Consider the following 23,960-nt stretch of genomic DNA (forward strand, 5'->3'; position numbering starts at 1 on the left):
CCCCCTAAAGTCTACTTCACTGGTTGTTTCCATTTTGATAAACGACGTTCAGCCGTTAATAATAATTGGTTAATGACAATCCCTAAAATTGAAATCGTTAAGATTCCTGCATACATTTCAGGAATTTGGAAATTGTATTGTGTAAATGTAATTAAGTAACCTAATCCTGCTTTCGCCCCGATCATTTCAGCAGCGATTAATACTAAAATGGCGCCTGTACCAGCCATGCGAATACCTGTGAAAATCGTTGGTACAGATGCTGGTAAAATCACTTTGCGGAACAGTTGTGCGTCACTTAAGTTCATTGATTTTGCTGATTTGATATACAATGGATCGACTTCTTTTACTGCGTTGATCGTATTTAATAAAATCGGCCATACGCAGGCGAAGATGATAATGCTTACTTTTGACACTTCACCGATACCGAGTAATAAAATGAATACTGGTAATAATGCAAGTGCTGCTGTGTTACGGAATAGCTCTAACACTGGGTTTAACAATTCACGCGCAATTGGGTACCAACCGATTAATAAGCCAAGTGGTACAGCAATGACGATTGCAATGAAAAATCCGAGTGCTGACCGGACGATACTTGCGCTAAAATGCTTCCAAAGGTCACCTGAAATAATCATGTTCCACCAAGCTGTAGCGACTTCTGAAAATGGTGGGAAAAATGTGCGGTCGACAAGTCCAACGCGCGGTGCAATTTCCCAAACTGCCATGAGTAAAATTAATACGATTGTTTGTTTAAATACTTTTGTTGACCAATTTAATGCGACGTTCGGCTTGCTCGTCTGTGCGATATCTTTTTTAATCGTTACCATGCGTTTGCCTCCTTATATATACGCGCCTTGGAATTCTTCTTCGTGTAGTTGCTTCCACACTTCATGTCGGATATTTGAAAACGCTTCTGTCGAACGGAAATCTGCACTTTGCAGACGGAACTTACTATTGTTTTCAACGATTGTTTTCACTTTACCTGGGTTCGGTGTAAGTACGGCAATGCGCTGTCCTAAGTACACCGCTTCATCAATACCGTGTGTAATGAAAATAATCGTCTTGCCTGTTTTTTCCCAAATACGTAATAACTCTTCTTGTAAATTTTCACGTGTTTGCGCATCTAGTGCCGCAAATGGCTCATCCATTAATAACACTTCCGGGTCATACGCTAAGCTTCTCGCAATGGCAACACGTTGCTTCATACCACCTGATAACTCGTGTGGGTAATGATCGTGGAAATTCGATAATCCTACTAAATTCATATAATGTTTCGCTTGTTCTAAGCGTTCTTTTTTCGAAATACCTTTCGCTTCTAAACCAAAAGCAACGTTTTGAAGTGCTGTGCGCCAAGGATAAAGGGCATATTGTTGGAATACGATTGCGCGGTCAAGTCCCGGACCTGTAATTTCTTGATCGTTAATCAAAATGCGGCCTTTAGATGGTTTTGATAAGCCTCCAAGCATATCAAGCAATGTCGACTTACCACATCCTGATGGCCCTACTATAGTTAAAAATTCGCCTTCACGTACTTTTAAATTCACGTCCGTGACTGCTGTAAATGGTGGTTTGCCGTTTCGTGCTGGAAATGTTTTTTCGACAAACTCAAATGAAATTTTGTTCTTCATCGACATCTTCCTTTCATAATTATACTAAGCTGTTTACTAGGTATTAGAGTAAAAAAAAGAGGCTTTCAATATCAAAGTGTATACCTTGATGTGAAAGCCTCTGGTTGTCCAGTGAGCGTCTTTTTTTGACTCATTTTTAATTCCTATAAACTTGATAGGAATACTATAACAGTAATTTCCAAACGCCGCAAGTAGTTTTCTGAATTTTTTAAAAAATGTTTTAATGATGAAAAAAAGCCGCCAATTTGGCAGCTTTTTAGTGAAGCATTTTCTTTTCAAAACGGTTAATATCAGCATCCGCGCCGATGACAATTAAAATATCGCCTTCGCGAATCACTTCTTCGGCTTGCGGTGACACGATGACATCGTTGCCACGTTTAATAGCTAAAATGTTAATCCCGTAACGTGCTCGAATGTCCATACCGATAATCGTATGGCCTTCTAAATGATGCGTCGCTTGCATCTCTACAATCGAGTGTTCATCCGACACTTCTAAATAATCGAGGACGTTATTCGATAACATATTGTTAGCAACACGAATGCCCATATCACGTTCGGGGTGAACGACGTGATCGGCACCGATTTTACGCAGCACTTTTTCATGATAATCATTTTGGGCTTTTACCGTAATTTTCGGTACACCAATTTCTTTTAAAATAATCGTCGTTAAAATACTCGCTTGAATATCATCACCGATTGCGACAATTACGTGTTCAAAGTTACGAATGCCGAGTTGTTTTAGTACTGTTTCATCCGTCGTATCCGCCGTAACGGCTTCCGTTGCGATTTGCGCAAATTCATTTACGCGTTCAGATGACTTATCAATCGCCATGACATCGGCGCCTTGATTGACCAATTCATTGACGATACTCCCACCGAAACGACCTAAGCCGATCACGACAAATTCCTTTTCCATGAAAATCCCTCTATTCTTCACAACTAATTTCTTTATTCAACGCTTCTATGCTGCTCTTTACCGCATTCATCTAGCGGACGCTCAGGGCGACTTTGACAAACGTCACACGTCGGGTCTTCACATGTAACCTCGACCCATTCGTTACAAGGTGCACAATATAGTGCATCAAAATCATCTGAGAAGCGAAGCATTTGGAAGCATGTCGGACAATAATCTTGCAAGTCTTCTACGTCGATTAAACGACGGTCGATTGCCAAGAAAGTTCCTTCTATTGCTGGACGTTCCAAGTCACTCACTCCCTATTTGTCACTAGTATAGCACATTCAAAAGGGGCAAGAACATACGAAAAAAAGGCCAGCATTAGCTCGCCTCTCTTCGTATTTCATTACGCTAATTGCTCGTAACCTGACAGTGTTAAAAACTCTTCAAACTCGTCTTGTTGAATAAGTTCTTTAAAAATCGTGACAGCTTCGTTAAATTTTGAGGCGTTATACGCTTCTTCACCGAACTGCGCTTTTAATTTATCCATTTCTTCGGCAATTGTTTGCTCTACAAGTGCGAGCGTAATATCACGGCCGTCTTCTAAACGACCCGCTTCTTGACGAATCCATTGCCATACTTGTGTACGTGAAATTTCCGCTGTTGCCACATCTTCCATTAAATTATTGATTGGCGCTGCACCTTGTCCACGTAACCATGAAGCAATGTATTGAATGCCGACGCTACAGTTCACACGTAAGCCGTCTTCAGTAATCGTTCCTTCTGGGACTTCTAATAAATCTTGTGCCGTCACATGGACGTCTTCACGTTTTTTATCGATTTGGTTCGGATTTGGCATATATTTGTCAAACTGCTCAAGCGCGACTGGTACGAGCCCTGGGTGCGCCACCCACGTACCGTCGTGTCCATCTTGCGCTTCACGTTTTTTATCTTCACGCACTTTCGCAAAGGCCGCTTCGTTCGCCTCTGGATCGTCTTTAATTGGAATTTGTGCAGCCATACCGCCAATTGCTGGCGCATTGCGCTTATGACATGTTTGAATACAGAGTGACGTATATGCACGCATAAATGGCGATGTCATCGTAACTTGACCACGGTCTGGTAAAATGACGCCATCTTGGTTACGTAAACGTTTAATATAGCTGAAAATATAATCCCAACGACCGCAGTTTAAACCTGCTGAATGGTCGCGTAATTCATATAAAATTTCATCCATTTGGAAAGCAGCTGTAATCGTTTCGATTAACACTGTCGCTTTAATCGTCCCATGTGGAATGTTTAACGTCTCTTCTGCAAAATTAAATACGTCGTTCCACCAGCGCGCTTCTAAATGATGTTCTAGTTTTGGTAAGTAAAAGTATGGGCCTGTCCCACGGTTTAATGCTTCTTGTGCATTGTGGAAGAAGTATAGGCCAAAGTCGAACAAACTACCAGACATCGGTTCCCCGTCAATTTCTACATGCTTTTCGATGTAATGTAGCCCGCGTGGACGTACGAGTAACGTCGCTGTTTGCTCGCCTAGTTCATACACTTTTCCTGCTGGGTTCGTAAACTGAATCGAACGACGAACCGCATCACGCATATTGATTTGCCCATCAATCATATTTTCCCATGTCGGGCTCGTCGCATCTTCAAAACAAGCCATGAACATTTTCGCACCAGAATTTAGCGCATTGATGACCATTTTACGATCAACTGGACCTGTGATTTCGACGCGACGGTCTTGTAAATCTTTCGGTAATGGCGCAATCGTCCAGTCTCCTTCACGAATGTGCTTCGTTTCTTCTAAAAAGTGTAATTGTTCTCCGGCATCTAAGCGCGCTTGTTGTTCTTGACGTTTTGCGACAAGTTCGACGCGACGGCTATTAAATTTCTTTTGGAGCGCTACTAAAAATTGTAGTGCCTCCGGTGTTAAAATTTGTGCCGTTTGCTCATTTTTTTCACCTGTAATACGGATATGTCCTGTCGTTTGTTGCATAATATGACCCCTTCCTACATATAGAATAAAAACAATCTATACTGCGGGTGTAAGCGACTTACTTATCGTGCCACACATACTAAGGAGGCGTCGATAGTATGTGAGCGTGTAAGTTCATGTCCGCAGTATAGATCATTAATCAAAACAAATGAGTATCAAATATTAGAACTGTGCAGTTTCAGTTGAGCCTGCCATTGCAGTTGTTGAAGATGTACCACCAGAAATTACTTGTGACACATCATCAAAGTAACCTGTGCCGACTTCACGTTGGTGCTTTGTCGCTGTATATCCTTTAGACTCTGAAGCGAACTCAGCTTGTTGTAGTTTAGAGTATGCTGCCATACCGTTATCTTTATAATCATGCGCAAGTTCGAACATTGAGTGATTTAATGCGTGGAAACCAGCTAATGTTACGAATTGGAATTTGTAGCCTAACTTGCCTAGCTCACGTTGATATTCAGCAATTTCTTCTGTTGAAAGATTTGCTTCCCAGTTGAATGATGGTGAGCAGTTGTATGCAAGCATTTTACCTGGGTATTGTTCATGAATTGCTGCTGCGAATTGACGTGCTTCTTCTAATGATGGCTTAGACGTTTCACACCATACTAAGTCTGCGTACGGTGCGTAAGCAAGGCCGCGTGCGATGGCTTGCTCAATGCCTGGGTTTGTACGGTAGAAGCCTTCTGGCGTACGCTCACCTGTTAAGAATGGCGCATCGTATGGATCGATATCAGATGTCACCATATCCGCTGCATCTGCATCTGTACGTGCGATGATAATTGTATCAACGCCCATTACGTCTGCTGCAAGACGTGCTGCAATTAAGTTACGTACAGCTGTTTGCGTTGGTTGTAGTACTTTACCACCTAAGTGACCACATTTTTTCTCAGATGCTAATTGGTCTTCTAAGTGAATACCTGCTGCACCTGCTTCGATCATTGATTTTACAAGTTCGAATACGTTTAACGGACCACCGAAACCTGCTTCCGCATCTGCTACGATTGGTGCGAACCAGTCGAATTCGCCGCCGCGACCTTCTGCTGTATCAATTTGATCTGCGCGTTGTAACGTTTGGTTAATACGTTTTACAACTTGTGGTACTGAGTTTGCTGGGTATAGTGATTGGTCAGGATACATTTGACCTGAAAGATTGGCATCTGCTGCTACTTGCCAGCCAGATAAATAAATCGCTTGAAGACCAGCTTTTACTTGTTGCATTGCTTGGTTACCAGTCAAAGCGCCTAGTGCGTTAATGAATGGCTCCGTATTTAAAGAGTTCCATAAACGAGCTGCACCGCGTGTCGCCAGTGTTTGTTCGATAAGTACAGAACCGCGTAGTTTTAATACATCTTCTGCGCTATATGGACGTTCAACGCCTGCGAAGCGCTCCTCTTGCCAATGTTTTTGTAATTGTTCAGCTGTTTGATTTGTCATCATTAATCCCTCTCCCTTATACCGTATACTTAACCAACGATACGTTGCGTCTTGTTGCATAACAGTTATCGTTTGTTGTAAACTACTATATAACAATTAAGTTGATTTTGTATTATTTTTTGGATAAAATAGCCATATAGCAAGATAAAACGTTATAATGCTAGATGAAACCGTTTTTATTCTATTTTAGGAGGTATGATGAATGACTATAACAGATGCAAATTTACACGATGTGCTTGGCCAATATGCGGTGTTGTGGGAAGACTGGATCCCGAAAGATGCAACGATTGCACTCGCTTATCGCGATCAATACATTTATTACGCACCGAAACAATACGATATTCACGTTACAGTCGGCTCTGCACCTGCCGAGACGAGCATTGCGTATCAAACGATTGAGCGTAAACAAAAAGTTGCGCAAAGTATGGTTGACCCACGAAACGGAATAGCCTATTACGGTGTTGGTTATCCGATTACGATTAAAGAACGTGATGCAGCACTCGTCGTCGTTTTACCTCCTAGTGAAACAGAACAGCAAGAACAAACGACATTAGAATTTGTCACAGGTCGCTTAGAAGATGAATGGATGCCTGTGAACGTTTCTTCTATTGTTTATTTTGAAAGTTATAATAAGAAAAACTGGTTTTATTTGAATGGCGAACAATATCACGTGGCACTTAAAATGAAAGAACTATCCGAACGTTTACCGAACTATTTCATCCGCATTCACCGTTCTTACATCGTTAATATTCATAATATTTCAAAAATTTCACGTGATATTACGTCCAATTTAATCGTCTTAACAAAAGATGGCCAATCTCTTCCAGTCAGTCAAAGCTACGTCGCAGATTTGCGGAAGGCGCTATCCTTTTAATCGAGAAAACTATGTTACGAGTTAGCAAAAAGCTCCCGTAGCATAGTTTTTTTCTTTTCCTAGGCCATTAGACATAGCGTTTAAACAAGAACTTTGTGCAATACAACTGTAATATTCTTTTTTTCGCAAATTAGTTGAAAATTCATGTCAGTTTTGTATAATAATTATCGTTTGAGTAAACTATAAGTTTTGTTAAAGTAAACTTTCTTTACTGGAAGTTATGTTACAGTAAACTTTCTTTAGCAAAAGTTTACTTATAGTAAAGGACGAGGAGCAGAGATATGCAAATCGGTAAAAAAATAAAACGTCTTCGCCTGAAAAAAGGGCTCACACAAGAAGAGCTTGGCGAACGTACAGATTTAAGTAAAGGATATATTTCGCAGCTTGAGCGCGATTTAAATTCACCTTCTATCGAAACACTGTTTTCATTACTAGAGGTGCTCGGTTCTACACCGAAGGAATTTTTTGATGACGATGTCACAGAGCAAAAGGTCGTTTATACGGAGAGTGATCAAACGATTCATGTAGATGAAGAAAAAAACTTCCATCTGCAATGGTTGATCCCGACGTCAAACGAAAAAGAGATTGAACCTGTATTATTAACATTCGGTGAAAAAGGCGAATTTAAACAATTTGAGCCGTCGCAGTCTGAAACGTTTATATACGTACTGCAAGGTCGCATCCGTTTACAGCTAGGGGCCGAACATTATGTAGCTCACAAAGGTGATGCCATATATTTTGAAGCGTCCGACCATCACCAACTATTTAACGATCATGCAGGCCAAACCAAACTTTTACTTGTCGCAACGGACTCATATTTGTAATTAGGAGGCTCAATATGTCACAAGACACAATTATTCGTTTTGATCACGTATCAAAATCGTACAACGACGGAACAGTCGTTTTAAAAGACATTAGTTTTGAAATGGAGCGCGGAAAATTTTATACGTTATTAGGTCCTTCTGGATGTGGTAAGACAACCATTTTACGCCTCATCGCTGGTTTCATGGAGCCATCTAAAGGCGATATTTATTTCAATGGTGAAAAAATTAACAACGTACCGGCCAATGAACGTCACGTGAATACCGTTTTCCAAGACTATGCGCTATTCCCGCATTTAAACGTATTTGAAAACGTCGCATTCGGCTTACGTATTCAAAAGGTAAAAGAAAAAGAAATTAAAGAACGTGTAGAAGAAGCACTTCGCTTCGTCAACTTAGCTGGTTATGGCGAACGAGAAATTCAAGAAATGTCTGGTGGTCAACGTCAACGCGTTGCAATTGCACGCGCCATCGTCAACGATCCAGAAATCATCCTATTAGATGAACCACTATCAGCACTTGATTTAAAATTACGTACAGAAATGCAATATGAACTACGTGAATTGCAACAACGTTTAGGAAAAACATTCGTATTCGTTACGCATGACCAAGAAGAAGCACTTGCAATGAGTGATGAAATCTTCGTCTTAAGTGAAGGAATGATTCAACAAAGTGGTTCTCCAGTAGACATTTACGACGAACCAATCAACCGCTTCGTTGCAGACTTTATCGGCGAATCAAATATCGTTAGCGGTATTATGGAACGCGACTTTGAAGTAACATTTAACGGCAAAACGTTCGAATGTGTCGACCAAGGGTTAAACCCACATGAGAAAGTAGACGTCGTGTTACGCCCTGAAGATTTAGTCATCACTTCTGTTGAAGAAGGTAAAATCGCCGTAACGGTTGAAACACAATTATTCCGTGGCGTTCACTACGAACTTTCAACGTACGATGAAAACGGTAAAGAGTGGTTAATTCATTCATTGAAAAAAGCTGATGTTGGTGCAAAAATCGGCTTAGACTTTGAACCAGATGCGATTCACATTATGCGTATGAACGAAACAGAGGCGGAGTTTGATGCCCGCTTAGAATCTTATGGAGATGAAGAGCATGCAAAATAAGCGCGGGGGTAGTTTAACGCTCGTTCCATATTACGTATGGATAGCTTTATTTGTCATCGCACCAATCTTACTCGTTGGCTACTATTCATTGCTTGATTTAGAAGGCAACTTCACACTTGAAAACTATAAAAACTTTTTAACACCTGTTTATTTAAAAATGACGCTAAGCTCGTTCTGGTATGCCTTTTTAGTAACACTCGTTTGTTTAATCGTATCGTATCCGGCAGCGTTCATTATTTCTCGTTTAAAAAATAAACAACTTTGGTTAATGTTAATCATCATTCCATCATGGATTAACTTACTATTAAAAACGTATGCATTCATCGGCATTTTCGGTCAATCAGGCCCGATCAACGCTTTCTTATCAGCAATCGGCATTGAAAAACAACAAATTTTGTTTACGAGCGCAAGTTTCGTATTCGTATCGGTCTACATTTTTATTCCGTTTATGATTTTACCGTTATTCAACTCGATTGATAAATTAAGCCCTGCCCTATTAGATGCATCACGTGATTTAGGTGCTTCTCGTATGTATACGTTACGCCGCGTCATGATTCCATTAACGATGGATGGCATTAAAGCAGGGATTCAAGCTGTATTTATCCCTTCTTTATCACTATTCATGATTACACGTTTAATCGCGGGTAACCACGTTATTACGCTCGGTACAGCAATTGAGCAACAATTCCTCGTAACGCAAAACTGGGGAATGGGTTCAACGATCGCCGTATTCTTAATCATTTTCATGTTTATCATTATGGCGTTTACAGGCGAGAAGAAAAAGAAAGGAGCTGCGCGCGGTGGGAAAAATTAGTAAAGGCTCAAAAGCTTATTTAGCACTCGTATTCATCGTGTTGTACGCACCGATTTTCTTCTTGATTTTCTATTCGTTCAATAGCGGTGATTCGATGACGAACTTTAAGTCATTCACACTGAGTCACTATAAAGATATTTTTGCAGATAATCGTCTCGTCGTCATTTTATTAAATACGGTCGTTGTCGCGTTATTATCTGCGTTATTTGCAACGATTATCGGTACGATGGGTGCAATCGGCATTCAAATGCTACGTAATCGTAAACTGCGTAATACTGTATTATCACTAAACAACATTTTAATCGTTAGTCCTGACGTTATTATCGGGGCTTCGTTCTTAATTTTATTCACGATGATTGGCTTAAAACTTGGCTTTATGTCGGTATTACTAAGTCATATCGCCTTCAGTATTCCAATTGTTGTTATCATGGTTTTACCAAAAATCCAAGAAATGTCGAATTCATTAATCGATGCGGCACGCGACTTAGGTGCTTCTCGTAAAGAAGTGTTAACACGCGTTATCTTGCCATACATCCAACCAGGGATTTTCGCTGGTTTCTTCATGGCATTAACGTATTCATTAGATGACTTTGCCGTAACGTTCTTCGTTACAGGTAATGGTTTCTCAACATTATCAGTTGAAATTTACTCAATGGCACGTGCCGGCGTATCGTTAACAGTTAACGCCATTAGCGGTCTTGTATTCGCTGTGACGATGTTACTTGTACTCGGTTACTACTTCGTGACAATGCGTAAAGTGAAAGGAGTGCGTAAATAATGAAAGGTCTTGTGAAAGCGACAATTGCCATCGTTATCGTCTGTGCACTACTTATGTACGCAACTAAATCACTCGATTCGAATTCATCAAAAGCAGGTTCAGATGTTTTAACCGTTTATAACTGGGGCGAATATATCGACCCTGCCCTACTAAAAAAATTCGAAAAAGAAACAGGTATCCACGTCGTGTATGAAACGTTTGATTCAAATGAAGCGATGATTACGAAAGTGGAACAAGGCGGTACGAATTACGATATCGCTGTACCATCGGAATATACGATTGAACAAATGAAAGAAAAAAATCTTTTATTAAAAGTCGATCATGACAAAATTCCAAACTTAAAAAATATCGATCAAGATTTTTTAGATTTAGATTTCGATAAAAATAATGAATATTCAATTCCTTACTTCTGGGGTACGGTCGGTGTTGTATACAACCCAAAAATGCTTCAAAAAGACTTAGACTTCTCTTCTTGGGACCAACTGTGGGACCCGTCATTAAAAGGGAAAGTATTGCTTGTCGATAGTGCGCGCGAAGTGATGGGTATGAGTTTGAATAGTATGAACTTATCACTCAACTCAAAAGACTCGAATGAGTTAAACAAAGCGACAGACAAATTAATCGATCTATCACCGAACGTCAAAGCGGTTATCGGTGATGAAGTAACACAATTAATGGTGAATGGCGACGCTTCTGTTGCCCTTACGTGGTCTGGTCAAGCAGCGGATATGATGTATGACAATGAAGATTTAACATATGCCGTTCCGAAAGAAGGTTCGAACTTATGGTTCGATAACATGGTTATTCCGAAAACATCTAAAAATGTAGAAGGTGCGCATAAATTTATGAACTTTATGTTAGACCCTGAAAACGCCGCACAAAATGCGGATTACGTTGGTTATTCAACACCGAATAAAGCAGCGCTCGATTTATTAGATAAAGAAGTAACATCGGATGAACGTTATTACCCTTCTGCAGAAGTACGTAAAAACCTACACGTTTATCAAAACTTAGGGAAAGAAAAAATCGGTGAATACAATGAGTTATTCCTAAAATTTAAAATGTCCCTTCAATAACAACTCATAAAGCCTTACACTTTTTAACGAGTGTAAGGCCTTTTTAATAATATGTATATGTTCCAAATAGATTTCTACGACTTTATACTGAACTTGAGCACGTTTCGTTGCGTCTCATCCGATGGACAGTCTATAATCGGAATAAAGAAAATGACAAAAGGTGGCAATCTATGAACAAACACAATCGTCTTGCCCTTATTTTACTCATGTTCATTATGTTTATTACGATGAGTGGTATCGGGCTAATCATTCCAATTATGCCAGCTTATTTAAAAGGATTTAATGCAGGTGGCCAAGTGCTTGGCTTTATCATTGCAATCATCGCCTTTGCACAATTTATCTTCTCACCACTTGCAGGAAATTTATCCGATAAAATCGGACGTAAAAAGCTGATTATTTTTGGTCTTATTTTAAACGGCGCCGCACAAATCGGCTTCGGCTTATCAACGCATTTATTTGAACTATTTTTATGGCGCTTCTTAACAGGAATCGGCGCAGCATTTATTATGCCACCTGTTATGGCTTATGCCGCAGATATTACGACGACAGAAGAACGCGGGAAAGCGATGGGCTTAATCGGCGCGGCGATTTCATTCGGCTTTATGATTGGCCCAGGTATCGGTGGCGCATTGTCGAATGTAGACTTGCACTTCCCATTCTTTGCTGCTGGTGGCGCTGCCATTGTAACTTCATTTTTAGCGCTCGTATTATTACCAAAAACGAAACCTGTCGCAATTGCACAAAAAGGTTCTAACAATATTATTAAAGAATTAATTCGTTCGACAAAAGCACCGTACTTCGTCATGTTAATCGTCGTCTTCGTATTCTCATTCGGCATTTCGAATTTTCAAGCGACGTTATCGATGTTTTTAACGAATAAATTCGCTTATACACCAAACGATATCGCGATCGTTATGACTGTTGGCGGTTTTGCCGGCGTTATTATTCAAGGTGTCTTTCTCGGTCGTTTGTTCAAACGTTTCGGCGAATTAAAAATCGTTTTATGGAGCTTAATCATCGCCGCCATTTCATTTATCGGTATGATTTTCGTAAGTGGCTTCTTCCTCATTTTATTCGTCGCAACGATTTTCCAAATTGCAACGACGCTTATTCGTCCAGCGATTAATACACTCGTCTCAAAATCAGCAGGTAACGAACAAGGCTTTGCGGCTGGGATGAACACGTCTTATATGTCGCTCGGCAATATGATTGGCCCAGCGATTGCAGGGACACTACTTGATTGGCACATTCATGCACCATTTATTTTGGGCGCTATTATTTTAGTTGGCGGCTTCTTCATTTTATATATGTGGACACGCCAACACCCTGCTTTATCGGATACGCCTGTTAAGCAGTAACGAAAAAAGCGAGCATACAATGACGTATGCTCGCTTTTATTATGCTTTAAATTGACGTAAAAAACCTGCAACGTAAGCGACGTTCGCATCTAATAACGCTTCATCTGGACTCATACGTGCATCGTGTAAGCCGTACGGTGTATTCGCACCAGCCCAGAACATCGCACCTGGTAATTCTTTTAAGAAGAAGCCAAAATCTTCACCAGTCATTGCGGCATCACATTCTAATGCGGTAATACCGTCTTGCGCTTCAGCATAGTCTAATAGCGCGCGTGCACACGTTTCATCGTTATACACTTGATAGTAGCCTGAACCCCAATCAATCGTCACTTGGCAGTCGTAAGCAAGCTCTGTCGCTTTGCATAGCTTCATAATACGCTCTTTAATTAACGCCATCGATTCCGCAGACATCGTACGAATCGTACCTTCTAAACGTGCATTTTCAGCGATAATGTTTTGGACAACGCCACTCGTCATTTTACCGATCGTCACGACACCGCTATCAAGTGGGTCGACATTACGGCTCACAATCGTTTGCAATTGTAAAATCAAATTGGCAGCAACGACGGTCATATCTTTCGTTAAATGTGGGCGTGCGGCGTGACCGCCTTGTCCTTTTAAATCGATAAATAACTCCGACGTATTCGCAAATAACATACCAGGACGTGTCGCAACTGTACCGACTGGATATTCTGGCGCGACATGGCAAGCAAATATGTAATCTGGCACTAGTTCAGGTCGTTCCGCTTTCATATAAGCGAGCATCGGTTTCGCACCACCTGGGCTCTCCTCTGCTGGTTGGAAGTAAATGATGATCGTATTGTCTGGTTGTTCGTTTGCAAAGTCACGCACGAGACCGAGCGCAATCGTCATATGACAATCATGACCACATGCATGCATAAATCCTGGGTGATTCGATGCAAATGATAAGTCTGTTTCTTCCGTGATCGCAAGCGCATCAATGTCTGTACGCCAACCGATTTTCAACTGTGGATTTTTCCCTTCAATCGTTAAAATAATACCTGTACGCCACGTTTCTACACGGAAATAAGGTTGTTTTACATGATCGATAAAGTCTAATAAATATTGCTGTGTTTTAAATTCTTGAAACCCGATTTCAGGAATTTGATGTAAATCTCTTCGAATGTCTACTAACGTTTTCATATTTCCCCGCCCCTATATTAAAAAAGCCGCCTCAAAAAAACTTCGAGACGACTCCTTTATTAAATTTTACGTAAGTCTTGCATAATTTCAGTTTTAGATTTCGTTTTATCATCAATTTTTTTAATGACGCGTGCTGGTACACCTGCAACGACTGTGTTAGCTGGTACGTTTTCTGTAACGATTGCACCTGCTGCAACGACAGCACCTTCACCGATATGAACGCCTTCTAACACGACTGCATTCGCACCAATTAAAACGTTATTTTCTAAAATAACTGGATCAGCACTTGGTGGCTCGATCACGCCTGCAAGGACCGCACCCGCACCAACGTGACAATCTTCACCGACTGTTGCACGGCCGCCAAGAACCGCGTTCATATCGATCATTGTACGTGCGCCGATTTCTGCACCGATGTTAATTGTTGCGCCCATCATGATTACAGCGTTTTCGCCGATTGTCACTTGGTCGCGAATTGTCGCACCTGGCTCAATACGAGCGTTGATACCTTTAAGATCAAGTGTTGGTACCGCTGAGTTACGACGATCATGTTCGATCACGTAATCTTCAATTTTTGCTTTATTTGCTTCTAAAGCCGGCTCAACTTCTTGCCAATTACCGAATACAACAGCGCTGTTGCCTTCGCCAAATACTTTACTGTTCGCACCGAAGTCTAGTGCTGCAACACCTTCACCTTTTACATAAACTTTTACAGGTGTTTGTTTTTCTGCATTTGATAAATATGCGATAATTTCTTGCGCGTTTAGCTTTTCCATCGTAACGAATTCCTCCTATGTATACAAATATGTTCCATTGTACATGATTTCGGAATAAATTACATTAAATTGTCGGAAAAATCATATTATTCGCTATTTCTGACTAGAATAATTGTATAAACATTGCGCTTGTTGTTTCACAATATCGGTAAATGCTTGCACTTGGCGTAGTTGTAACGATGATTCATAACCAATGAGCCACGTATCACGTGTCAGTTCAAAGTCTTGTGTATCTGCATTCAAATTAATTTTATGAATGTTTTCATGTCCGCTTAACGTAATCGACGGTAAGATTGCATAGCCAATCCCATTGAGCGCCATCTGTTTACACGTTTCAATTTGATCGACTAAAATTTGATGTTTCGGATTCGACGTAAAATGACGTTGCCACCATTGTTGGATTTCTTGGAAGTAGTTCGAGTCACTTTTAAATTGAATAAATGGACGTTCTGTTTCAAACACTTCTTCCAGCGTTTCAATTTCCGTATCGACTAAATAAAGCGTATCGCGGAATAAATGTTCTTTCGGACCTTTCCAGTCGGTGTTTCCACGAATAATGCCGATATGCGCTTCACCTTCATAAATCGCTTTTAAAATTTCAGAGCTCCATCCTGTAATTAAAGATACTTTCGCATCAGGATATTGCGTAACGAATTCTTTTAATACTTTCGGCAACCACGTATGACCAACGATTGATGCACAGGCGATTTTCAGCGTACCGTGTACTTTCGAATTTAATGCTTGCAACGTTTCAAATACTTCTTCGCGACGGGTAATCATTTCGTTCGCATATTGGATAACGAGTTCCCCTGCTGGCGTCGCTGTTAGTCCCTTTTGCGAACGTAAAAACAACTTCGCTCCCCAATCTTTTTCAATCGTTTGGAGGCGCTGTGATAGTGCGGGCTGTGATAAAAATAATCGCTCCGCAGCACGGCGCATATTGCCTTCTTCTGCGAGGATTTTCATAATTTCTGCTTCAGACGTAGTCATGCCATTCACTCCTTGCTTCTTACCTCTATTCTATCAGAGCATGAAAAAAGAGGCACCAATAGATGCCTCTGAATGTTTAAGATTGATATACGTATTTTTTCAACTGTTTTAAAATGACACGTCTCGTCATAATGCCGACGAATGTACCGTCGTCATCAATGACACATAAAAACGCATGGTTAATGACTAAATCTAATGCTTTTTGGAATGTTTCATGAATATTTAATGTCGCAATGTTTTCGTCCATCACGTCATTCACTTTACGGTCCGCTAATTTATCGTATTCGATACGTTCTAAGCCTAAAATGGAATCCATAATCATACGCGCACTAATGAGACCACAAAATCGGAAAGTTGGATCGAGTACGGGAATCGCCGAGTAACCACTCTTCGTGAGAACGAGTAGTGCATGTTCGACATCATTGCCGAGTTGAACGTGCGCTACTTTTTCAGCAGGAATGATAAACTCTTCTACGGGCATATCTAAAAATTCTTGTTTGCTCAAAGAAATCATATCCCTCTACCCCTTCTATCTATTTGTTAAAAATTTTGATATTGTTTTCCATTTTATCATATCATAGAAACGTACATTCTCCCTAATTAAAACGTCTCCAAATAGCATTTTCATACAAATATTAGCAAAATAATACATACGAAAAAGAACCGTAAATTGAGCGATTCCTATTTTGGTAATTTATTCTTCGTCGTTTAACACGCGGTATGCTTGCTTCAAGAAAATCGCTTGGCTATCAATTTCTTTTTCACCTTGTTTTGGCTTTTTATAATGATAGACACCATTTGCATCTTGCAAGCGTGCTTTAACGTTGTCCGATAATTCTAGTCGTACAGCGTCCATAATACGCGTTTTAATGACCTCATCAAAAATTGGGAATAAAATTTCAACGCGTTTAATCATATTGCGTGTCATCATATCGGCTGATGATAAATACAATTTGTTCGCACCGTTATGATGGAACCAATAAATGCGTGAGTGTTCTAAAAAGCGACCGACGATGCTATTTACCGTAATGTTTTCACTAATGCCTGGGATACCTGGACGCAAGCAACAAATACCGCGAATCATCAATTCAATGCGCACCCCTGCAATCGATGCTTCATACAATTTCATAATTAAATCTTTATCCGTGAGCGAGTTCATTTTTGCACGAATATAGCCATTACCAAACTGTTGTTGGAACGCAATTTCTTCGTCGATTAATTCAATAAACGCATCGCGAATATCAAACGGTGACACGACTAAATGACCGAAATCTGGTTTTTCTGTATAGCCACTTAAATAATTAAAGAAATTTGTCGCGTCGTTACCGATTTTTTTATTCGCTGTAATAATGCCCATGTCCGTATAAATTTTTGCCGTTGCATCGTTATAATTACCCGTACCGAGATGAACGAAGCGCTCGATATGTCCTTGACGTTTACGTACGACGAGGGTGATTTTCGAGTGCGTTTTTAAATTGTGCATACCGTAAATAACGAGGCAGCCCGCTTGCTCTAATTCCTTCGCCCAATGCACGTTATTTTCTTCATCAAATCGCGCTTTCAATTCAACGAGTACCGTCACTTGTTTGCCATTTTCAGCTGCTTGTTTCAATGCGTGAATAACCGGTGAATTCCCACTGACACGATAGAGCGTTTGCTTAATCGCAAGTACGTCTGGATCACTCGCCGCTTCGGTAACGAAATCGACAATCGGTTGGAACGATTCGTACGGATGGTGGAAAAATAAATCTTCTTTAAGTGCTTTCTCAAATAAATCTTCATCTGATTCAAGTGACAATGGGACTTGAGGAATGAAACTTTCATACTCTAACTGCTCGCGACCTTCTGCAATCATTTTACAAAAACCGAATAAAAATGTTAAATCCAGCGGTCCATCTAAACGGAAAATTTGCGCATCCCAATCTTCAAGTTCTTCTAATAAAAACTCCAGTACATTTTCATCCATTTCCCCTGAACGTACTTCGATGCGTGTCGTTGCACCCCATTTACGTTTTTTCAGTTCTTTTTCAATTTCGACTAATAAATCACGTGCCCCTTCTTCGTGAATCGTCAAATCGGCATTACGCGTTAAACGGAACGCTTGCACAGAACGTACTTTATAACCACGGAACATATCTTCAATGTTTTGTACGATAACTTCTTCTAACAGTACTCCGCGAATTTCGTCCGGTGTTGAAGGTACTTTAATAAAACGGTCTAATACAGAAGGCACTTGCACGATTGCCATTTTTTCACGCAACTCTTCATCTGGTTCATCTTCACGTTCTAATAGCACGATTAAATTTTGCGTTTTATTTAACAACGTCGGAAATGGACGATATGCATCGACCGCAATCGGTGTTAATACTGGGAAAATAATCTCTTCAAAATATTGTTGAACGTACTGTTTTTGCGCCTCCGTTAGTTCTGATACTTTTTGAATGTAGACGCCCTCTTTCGGCAATTGGTCTAATACAAGCTCTTTATACACATCCATTTGACGTGTAATTAATTGACGCGTACGTGCTTCAATACGTGCAAGCTGTTCTTTCGGTGTTAACCCTGATTTATTTTCCGGCTTATGAAATCCAGCTTTCACTTGGTCTTGAAGACCGGCTACGCGCACCATAAAAAACTCATCTAAATTAGAGCTGAAAATCGCCAAAAAACGAAGACGTTCTAATAACGGATTGCGTTCATCTTCCGCTTCTTCTAATACGCGCTCATTAAATGCCAACCAACTTAATTCTCGATTATTGTAATATTTCGGTAATGCAATTTCTTCTAATGTAGCTAACTTCTCCATACTTATCCTTCCTCTTCTATAAAGTGTAAATGAATCGGCTTTTTCACGACGCGCTCTAAATGTTTCGTTTGACGATTCGAACGGTATTGTTCCGCAAGTGAATTGCTGTTCGTGTAAATATGCATCTCTACAAAATCCCCTTTATCGAAAAGACGCATTTTACGTACAACATTTCGTTTCGTCGCATCTAGCGCATATGTGAATTTTAAAATCGAGCCGAGTTCTTGATACGTTTTTAATTCATCTGGTGAATACCAAGCCGTAAATGGTGAGACGTACCGTTTAAAATTATCTTTATTTTTATAAGATGCAAGCAATGCGAGTCGCAAACGTTCTTTATGATTTAATCCATCGATTGCACGGTTCGATAAAATATAGAACGTATGCTGACTTGCCGCATCTTTATCAATATATTCACCGATAAAATAAACTTTGGCAGCATCTGATAAATAGCGCATATTTTGCGGTTGCGCATCCATGAAGTTTAAGTCGGCCAATTGTTGATACAACATTTTTGCTAAATACTCATGGTGTTTAATTTGACCATCATCTTTCCCAAACTCTGCACATAAAAATTTAGCAGTCGTTGAAAAGACATCATAGCGATCAAAAGCATGTGGATGTTGCTTTAAAATGCGGTGAATGACAAGGCCTTCACGCAAACCTTTGCGACTAAATTGGAATTTTTGCGCCCCAACGACGTCCATCAATGCGTGAAATACTTCAATAACAGGGCCGATAATATCAGCGCGGTCACTTGATAAACCGTCTAATTTTTGCAATTGGCTCAAAGATAACGACGTTAGTTTATTCGCAATATCGATAAAATCTTCACGTGTAATACGATATTGATGCACACCTGATAGTGGATAATTTTTACGATGTTGATCGTATGTCGCCATGTTTCTTGCGCTCCCACCGATACCGATAACAGGCAATTGTAGATTTTTCAACCATTCAATCGCTTCAAATTGCGCACGCGCGAAATCATAAACACGTTGACGTTCTTGTTCATTCATTATTTCACCTGATACAAATTGCTGTTTTAACGATACGGAACCGAATGGTAAACTAATCGATTGCATAATTTCTTTTTCGTCAAAATACGTCAGCTCTGTACTACCGCCACCCATATCAATCGTCACTCCAGAAGGCGTTGACGTCGTATGAACGACAGCGTAATACCCATAAAAAGCTTCTTGTGTTTCTGAAAGTAATTCAATATCAACGTCTACCGCTTGTTTCATACGCATTAAAATACGTTGTCCATTTTTCGCTTGTCGAATCGAAGCTGTCGCAATCGCACGTACGTATTCAATATTGTAATCCTCTAAAATTTCGCGGAATGAACGTAAAATATTTTCAAGGCGCATAATCCCCTCTTCTGCAAGCATTCCCGTTTCATCAATGAAACTACGTAAGCGCGCAACTGCCTTTACATTTTCTATTTCTTTTAAGCCTGTACGTTGCTCGTATTGATAAATAACGAGACGCACAGTATTTGAACCGATGTCGATAATGGCTGTTTTATATGCTATCATATTGGCACGTCCTTTACTGTGTTGGCTTTACTTCTACTGTATACTTTTTACCCATCTATTTGTATTGATACTGCGATAATTCATTGACGTATTTGTGAGAAATTACAATAGTTTTTTCACACTATACATCGATTTGTACAGCAATAGGTATAGAAAAAGCCGGAAATAAATTCCGGCTTTTTTCGTTATCGTTATTATAATACGTATTCGTCAATTTTTAAAATAAGTTCAGCAATTTCCGGCTTACTAATTTGTTCTTCTGCACCGACTTCTACACCTTTATGGCGTAAATCATCTGTAATTAAACTTGAGAAGATAATGACTGGTAATTTTTGAAGTTCTGCGTCCGTTTTGATTTTTTTCGTTAAATGGTGACCGTCCATTTGAGGCATTTCGATATCTGTTACAACAAGTTGTACATAATCTGCAATGTCCCCACGTGTTGCGCTAAATGCTAAGTAATCGTACGCATCTTTACCATTTTCGAAGAAATCAATGTTCGTATAACCAGCTTCAGTAAGCGTATCGTTTAATAGTTTGCGTAATAACGGTGAATCCTCTGCAACGACGATTTTTTTATCGCTACGGCTACGTTCGCCTAGTTTTTTCACAGACTCTAAACGGATTCCTGATTCTGGGTTAATGTCGACCATAATACGTTCAAAGTCTAACAATAATAACATCGTATCTTCACGTTTAATAACACCGATAACTTGTGAACCGCCACCTTGGTACATATCTGATGGTTTTTCAATTTGATCCCATGAAATACGGTGGATTTTCGTCACGTTATCTACGTGGAAAACGACTTTTTGTTTATTGAATTCTGCGACGATATATTTTTGTTGTTCGCTATAGTTTTGGGTTGGCACGCCAAGTACTTTTTGCATATTAACGACCGGTAGTACTTCGCCACGCAACTGTACGATACCTTCCACATGCGGGTGAGCATGCGGAATAAACGTAACAGGAATTGGCTGAATAATTTCTTTTACTTTAATAACGTTAATCCCAAATTTGTTAGAAGCTACTTCAAATTCTACAATTTCAAGTTCATTCGTACCGCTTTCTAACAAAATTCCTTTGTTACTTTCCATTAAGCAATCGCCCCCTCAGGCACATTTTTGATTACGTCTATTGTATCATAGGCATACTTGACAATATAGACAATTTTCACGATATCCATACACGTCTAATGTCGTATTTCCCGTATCTTTTGACTTATTAGCCATTTTTTCACAAGTTATTTTATACACACGTTCGATGTTTAATACTTTTTTACATCGTATGATTTCATCACTTTTTAAGTGCCTAAAGCATATTTTTATTTTTCGTACCAATCAATTAACGCTTGCGTACCGTTTAAATCATAGCCACGCGTCGATAATTCATCGTACATCGCTTTTGCCATTTCAAGTCCTGGCAGTTTTAAATTCATACGTTCCGCTTCTTCCAACGCGATACCCATGTCTTTAATCATATGCATAATATAAAATCCTGGTGCCTGGTCGCCTTTTAACATGCGTGGCGCTAAATTGCTTAACGACCATGAGCCCGCAGCACCTGTTGCGATAGACGTTAGTACACTATCCATATTTAAACCTGCTGCCTTGCCATACGCAATCGATTCGCACACCCCTATCATATTCGTTGCGATGGCGATTTGATTGCACATTTTCGTATGTTGGCCACTCCCCGCCGGACCTTGTAGACGAATGTTTTGGCCAATCGTTTCAAACAATGGATACACTGCATCAAATGCGCTTTGCGTTCCGCCAACCATAATCGAAAGCGTACCGTTTTGTGCACCGATGTCACCACCAGATACCGGTGCATCAAGTGCTTGCATACCAAGTGTTTTAGCATGCGCTGCAATACGTTTTGCAAGCGCTGGCTGTGACGTCGTCATATCGACAACGATTTTCCCTGCTGTTGCCGCGGTGAAAATCCCTGTTTCACCAAAATATACTTCTTCTACATCTTTCGGATATCCGACCATCGTGAAAATAACGTCACCATGCTGACTCGCTGCTGCTGCCGTTTCATACCACTGCGCACCTCGTTCTATAAGCGTCTGCGCTTTCGCTTTCGTACGTGTATAAATATGTACAGTATGACCCGCTGCTAAAAAATGTTGAATAATCCCTTGTCCCATAACCCCTGTACCGATAAACGTGATGTTCATGCCAATTCCTCCCTTTTTTTCTTATTGTAACAAAAAAAGCGAGATTCAACATGCGCAGTCGCGTCTGTCAAACCTCTTCAAGAAAGGGGAAATGAGATTGTTGCTGTGTTCTTCTATCATATTCCCGATTCATTTGATTCAAAACATAAGAAGAGACTGGGACAAAACATTTCATTTTCCTTTTTTAACGTTCGCAACAAAAAACCGGAACCGCGCCACAGCGCGATTCCGGTTTTTCTTATGCTCATTTGAGATGATGTTTTTACACTTATGTCCCAGCCTCGTGTCATTCGTTAGAATGGTCCATAGTTTGTATAGTGTGCTACGATTAAAATAATGATACTTACAACGACTTGTGCAATGAAGAATGGGAAGTACCAACGTACCCATTTATTCCATGGAATACCTGCAACCGCAAGTGCAGCGATTAACGCACCGTTCGTTGGGAATAATAGTGCAGCGATACCGTCACCTAATTGGAATGCAAGAACTGCTGTTTGACGTGTCACATCTACAAGATCTGCAAGTGGCGCCATAATCGGCATCGTTAATGCCGCTTGACCACTTTGAGATGGTACTAAGAAGTTGATAACCATTTGGATGAACATCATCGCAACAGCTGTTAGTGCTGATGGTACACCTTCAAGCATATTACTCATGTAGTGTAACATCGTATCTAATAAACCACCGTTTTGGAAAACGACAAGGACAGCTTGTGCTAAACCGATAATTAATGCACCACCGATTAATTCACTTGCACCTTTCACGAAGTTATCAGCGATACCTGATGGACTTAAGCCACCAACGATACCCATAATAATACCTGCTAGTAAAAATAGACCTGCTAATTCTGGAATGTACCATTCGTATAATTTAACACCTAAAATTAGTACGACGAAGTTTAATAAGAACACTGTTAATACTAGTTTGTGGCGTAATGTCATTTTGACATTTGGATCTTTATCTTTCGGGCTAAATTTATCGAATTTACCGTAAATACCTAGCTCCGGATTTTTTTGTACTTTTGACGCGTGGCGATAAATGAAATATGACGCCATAATCACGAAGATGACAAAGACAACTAAACGCATTGTCATCCCTGAGAATGTTGGTAATTCTGCAATACCTTGTGCAACAGCTGTTGAGAATGGGTTTAAGAAACCTGCTGTGAAACCCATCCAAGCGCCCATCACGACGATGGCGAAACCTGTGACAGCATCAAAACCTAATGCAATTGTTAATGGAACGATTAATGCAACGTAAACCGCTACTTCATCACTCATACCCATTGTTGCACCACAAACGCCGAAGAATAATACGAACACTGGGATCATTAATTTTTCTTTGTTTTGCATTTTTTGTGCAAACGCAACGATGAACGTATCAAGTGCACCTGTTGCATTCATAATACCGAATACCCCACCGATGATTAATACGAAGAAAATCGTACCAGCACCATTGACCATACCTTCATGAATGCTCGTGAAAATATTTAAAAAGCTTACCGGTGTATTTTCAATAAATTTGAACGAGTCGGCAACGATAATGTTACGACCGTCTTTTTCAACTGTTTCATATTGACCAGCTGGTACGATATACGTCATAATCGCTGAAATCACTAACAGCGCAAAGATTAATACGTATGCATTAATACCACCAGCTAGACCTTTTTTCTCTTTTTTCATTTAAATGTAACTCCTCTA

22 protein-coding genes are annotated in these 23,960 nt (G+C 40.1%); 7 read left to right on the forward strand and 15 right to left on the reverse strand.

The genetic code is table 11. The annotated features are described in order from the left end of the window. Positions 1 to 11: 11 nt before the first annotated feature. The 6 genes from KMHG_RS02620 to aceA form a co-directional block, all read right to left on the reverse strand. Positions 12 to 824, reverse strand: a complete 813-nt coding sequence (locus KMHG_RS02620; RefSeq protein WP_010286650.1) for an ABC transporter permease — start codon at positions 822 to 824, stop codon at positions 12 to 14. 12 nt (positions 825 to 836) lie between these two features. Next, entirely contained in the window at positions 837 to 1,625 is a 789-nt protein-coding gene (locus tag KMHG_RS02625; protein ID WP_010286652.1) for an ABC transporter ATP-binding protein, read from the reverse strand. A 256-nt stretch (positions 1,626 to 1,881) separates the two neighbouring features. Further along, positions 1,882 to 2,541, reverse strand: coding sequence for a potassium channel family protein (locus KMHG_RS02630; RefSeq protein WP_010286653.1), 660 nt, complete (start codon positions 2,539 to 2,541; stop codon positions 1,882 to 1,884). 32 nt (positions 2,542 to 2,573) lie between these two features. Continuing rightward, a complete protein-coding gene (locus KMHG_RS02635) occupies positions 2,574 to 2,828 on the reverse strand; it encodes a hypothetical protein (RefSeq protein WP_049929293.1) in 255 nt (84 codons plus the stop codon). A gap of 98 nt (positions 2,829 to 2,926) precedes the next feature. Further along, positions 2,927 to 4,519 (reverse strand): malate synthase A, encoded by a 1,593-nt coding sequence (aceB, locus tag KMHG_RS02640; protein WP_010286655.1) that lies wholly within the window; start codon positions 4,517 to 4,519, stop codon positions 2,927 to 2,929. 162 nt (positions 4,520 to 4,681) lie between these two features. Next, entirely contained in the window at positions 4,682 to 5,953 is a 1,272-nt protein-coding gene (aceA, locus tag KMHG_RS02645) for an isocitrate lyase (RefSeq protein WP_010286658.1), read from the reverse strand. A gap of 202 nt (positions 5,954 to 6,155) precedes the next feature. Between aceA and KMHG_RS02650 the strand changes: the two genes are divergently transcribed. The 7 genes from KMHG_RS02650 to KMHG_RS02680 all read left to right on the forward strand — a co-directional run bounded on the left by KMHG_RS02650 (position 6,156) and on the right by KMHG_RS02680 (position 12,798). Further along, positions 6,156 to 6,827 carry a LytTR family DNA-binding domain-containing protein gene (locus KMHG_RS02650; protein ID WP_010286659.1) on the forward strand — a complete coding sequence of 224 codons (672 nt, stop codon included), beginning with the start codon at positions 6,156 to 6,158 and terminating at the stop codon, positions 6,825 to 6,827. 281 nt (positions 6,828 to 7,108) lie between these two features. Further along, positions 7,109 to 7,651, forward strand: coding sequence for a helix-turn-helix domain-containing protein (locus KMHG_RS02655; protein WP_010286660.1), 543 nt, complete (start codon positions 7,109 to 7,111; stop codon positions 7,649 to 7,651). Between the two features lie 14 nt (positions 7,652 to 7,665). Continuing rightward, positions 7,666 to 8,772, forward strand: a complete 1,107-nt coding sequence (locus KMHG_RS02660) for an ABC transporter ATP-binding protein (RefSeq protein WP_010286661.1) — start codon at positions 7,666 to 7,668, stop codon at positions 8,770 to 8,772. Next, the gene (locus tag KMHG_RS02665) at positions 8,762 to 9,586 is read left to right on the forward strand and encodes an ABC transporter permease (RefSeq protein WP_010286663.1); all 825 of its coding nucleotides are present in this window, start codon (positions 8,762 to 8,764) and stop codon (positions 9,584 to 9,586) included. Before KMHG_RS02660 ends, KMHG_RS02665 begins: the two co-directional genes overlap by 11 nt. Then, the gene (locus KMHG_RS02670) at positions 9,573 to 10,364 is read left to right on the forward strand and encodes an ABC transporter permease (protein WP_010286664.1); all 792 of its coding nucleotides are present in this window, start codon (positions 9,573 to 9,575) and stop codon (positions 10,362 to 10,364) included. Before KMHG_RS02665 ends, KMHG_RS02670 begins: the two co-directional genes overlap by 14 nt. Then, positions 10,364 to 11,440 (forward strand): ABC transporter substrate-binding protein, encoded by a 1,077-nt coding sequence (locus KMHG_RS02675; RefSeq protein ID WP_010286666.1) that lies wholly within the window; start codon positions 10,364 to 10,366, stop codon positions 11,438 to 11,440. Before KMHG_RS02670 ends, KMHG_RS02675 begins: the two co-directional genes overlap by 1 nt. 170 nt (positions 11,441 to 11,610) lie before the next feature. Continuing rightward, positions 11,611 to 12,798, forward strand: a complete 1,188-nt coding sequence (locus KMHG_RS02680; protein ID WP_010286667.1) for an MFS transporter — start codon at positions 11,611 to 11,613, stop codon at positions 12,796 to 12,798. Positions 12,799 to 12,837: 39 nt separating this feature from the next. On the opposite strand, the gene KMHG_RS02685 is transcribed toward KMHG_RS02680, so the two are convergent. From KMHG_RS02685 to KMHG_RS02725, 9 genes are all read right to left on the reverse strand, one after another. Beyond that, positions 12,838 to 13,962 carry an N-acetyldiaminopimelate deacetylase gene (locus tag KMHG_RS02685; RefSeq protein ID WP_010286668.1) on the reverse strand — a complete coding sequence of 375 codons (1,125 nt, stop codon included), beginning with the start codon at positions 13,960 to 13,962 and terminating at the stop codon, positions 12,838 to 12,840. A gap of 59 nt (positions 13,963 to 14,021) precedes the next feature. Further along, positions 14,022 to 14,735 carry a 2,3,4,5-tetrahydropyridine-2,6-dicarboxylate N-acetyltransferase gene (gene dapD / locus KMHG_RS02690; RefSeq protein WP_010286669.1) on the reverse strand — a complete coding sequence of 238 codons (714 nt, stop codon included), beginning with the start codon at positions 14,733 to 14,735 and terminating at the stop codon, positions 14,022 to 14,024. A gap of 93 nt (positions 14,736 to 14,828) precedes the next feature. Beyond that, positions 14,829 to 15,725 (reverse strand): transcriptional regulator CcpC, encoded by an 897-nt coding sequence (gene ccpC / locus KMHG_RS02695; RefSeq protein ID WP_010286670.1) that lies wholly within the window; start codon positions 15,723 to 15,725, stop codon positions 14,829 to 14,831. A gap of 76 nt (positions 15,726 to 15,801) precedes the next feature. Beyond that, positions 15,802 to 16,239 (reverse strand): cyclic-di-AMP-binding protein CbpB, encoded by a 438-nt coding sequence (gene cbpB, locus KMHG_RS02700; RefSeq protein ID WP_010286671.1) that lies wholly within the window; start codon positions 16,237 to 16,239, stop codon positions 15,802 to 15,804. A gap of 180 nt (positions 16,240 to 16,419) precedes the next feature. Further along, a complete protein-coding gene (locus KMHG_RS02705) occupies positions 16,420 to 18,531 on the reverse strand; it encodes an RNA degradosome polyphosphate kinase (RefSeq protein WP_010286676.1) in 2,112 nt (703 codons plus the stop codon). Positions 18,532 to 18,533: 2 nt separating this feature from the next. After that, positions 18,534 to 20,072, reverse strand: coding sequence for a Ppx/GppA family phosphatase (locus KMHG_RS02710; RefSeq protein ID WP_010286677.1), 1,539 nt, complete (start codon positions 20,070 to 20,072; stop codon positions 18,534 to 18,536). A 194-nt stretch (positions 20,073 to 20,266) separates the two neighbouring features. Next, positions 20,267 to 21,169, reverse strand: coding sequence for a chemotaxis protein (locus tag KMHG_RS02715; RefSeq protein ID WP_010286678.1), 903 nt, complete (start codon positions 21,167 to 21,169; stop codon positions 20,267 to 20,269). Positions 21,170 to 21,396: 227 nt separating this feature from the next. Beyond that, on the reverse strand, positions 21,397 to 22,263 hold the full coding sequence (locus tag KMHG_RS02720; RefSeq protein ID WP_187116261.1) for an NAD(P)-dependent oxidoreductase: 867 nt from the start codon (positions 22,261 to 22,263) through the stop codon (positions 21,397 to 21,399). A gap of 287 nt (positions 22,264 to 22,550) precedes the next feature. Next, positions 22,551 to 23,942 (reverse strand): YfcC family protein, encoded by a 1,392-nt coding sequence (locus KMHG_RS02725; protein ID WP_010286680.1) that lies wholly within the window; start codon positions 23,940 to 23,942, stop codon positions 22,551 to 22,553. Positions 23,943 to 23,960 lie beyond the last annotated feature (18 nt).

Source organism: Kurthia massiliensis (assembly GCF_000285555.1).
In the GTDB taxonomy this organism is placed as follows: Bacteria; Bacillota; Bacilli; order Bacillales_A; family Planococcaceae; genus Kurthia; species Kurthia massiliensis.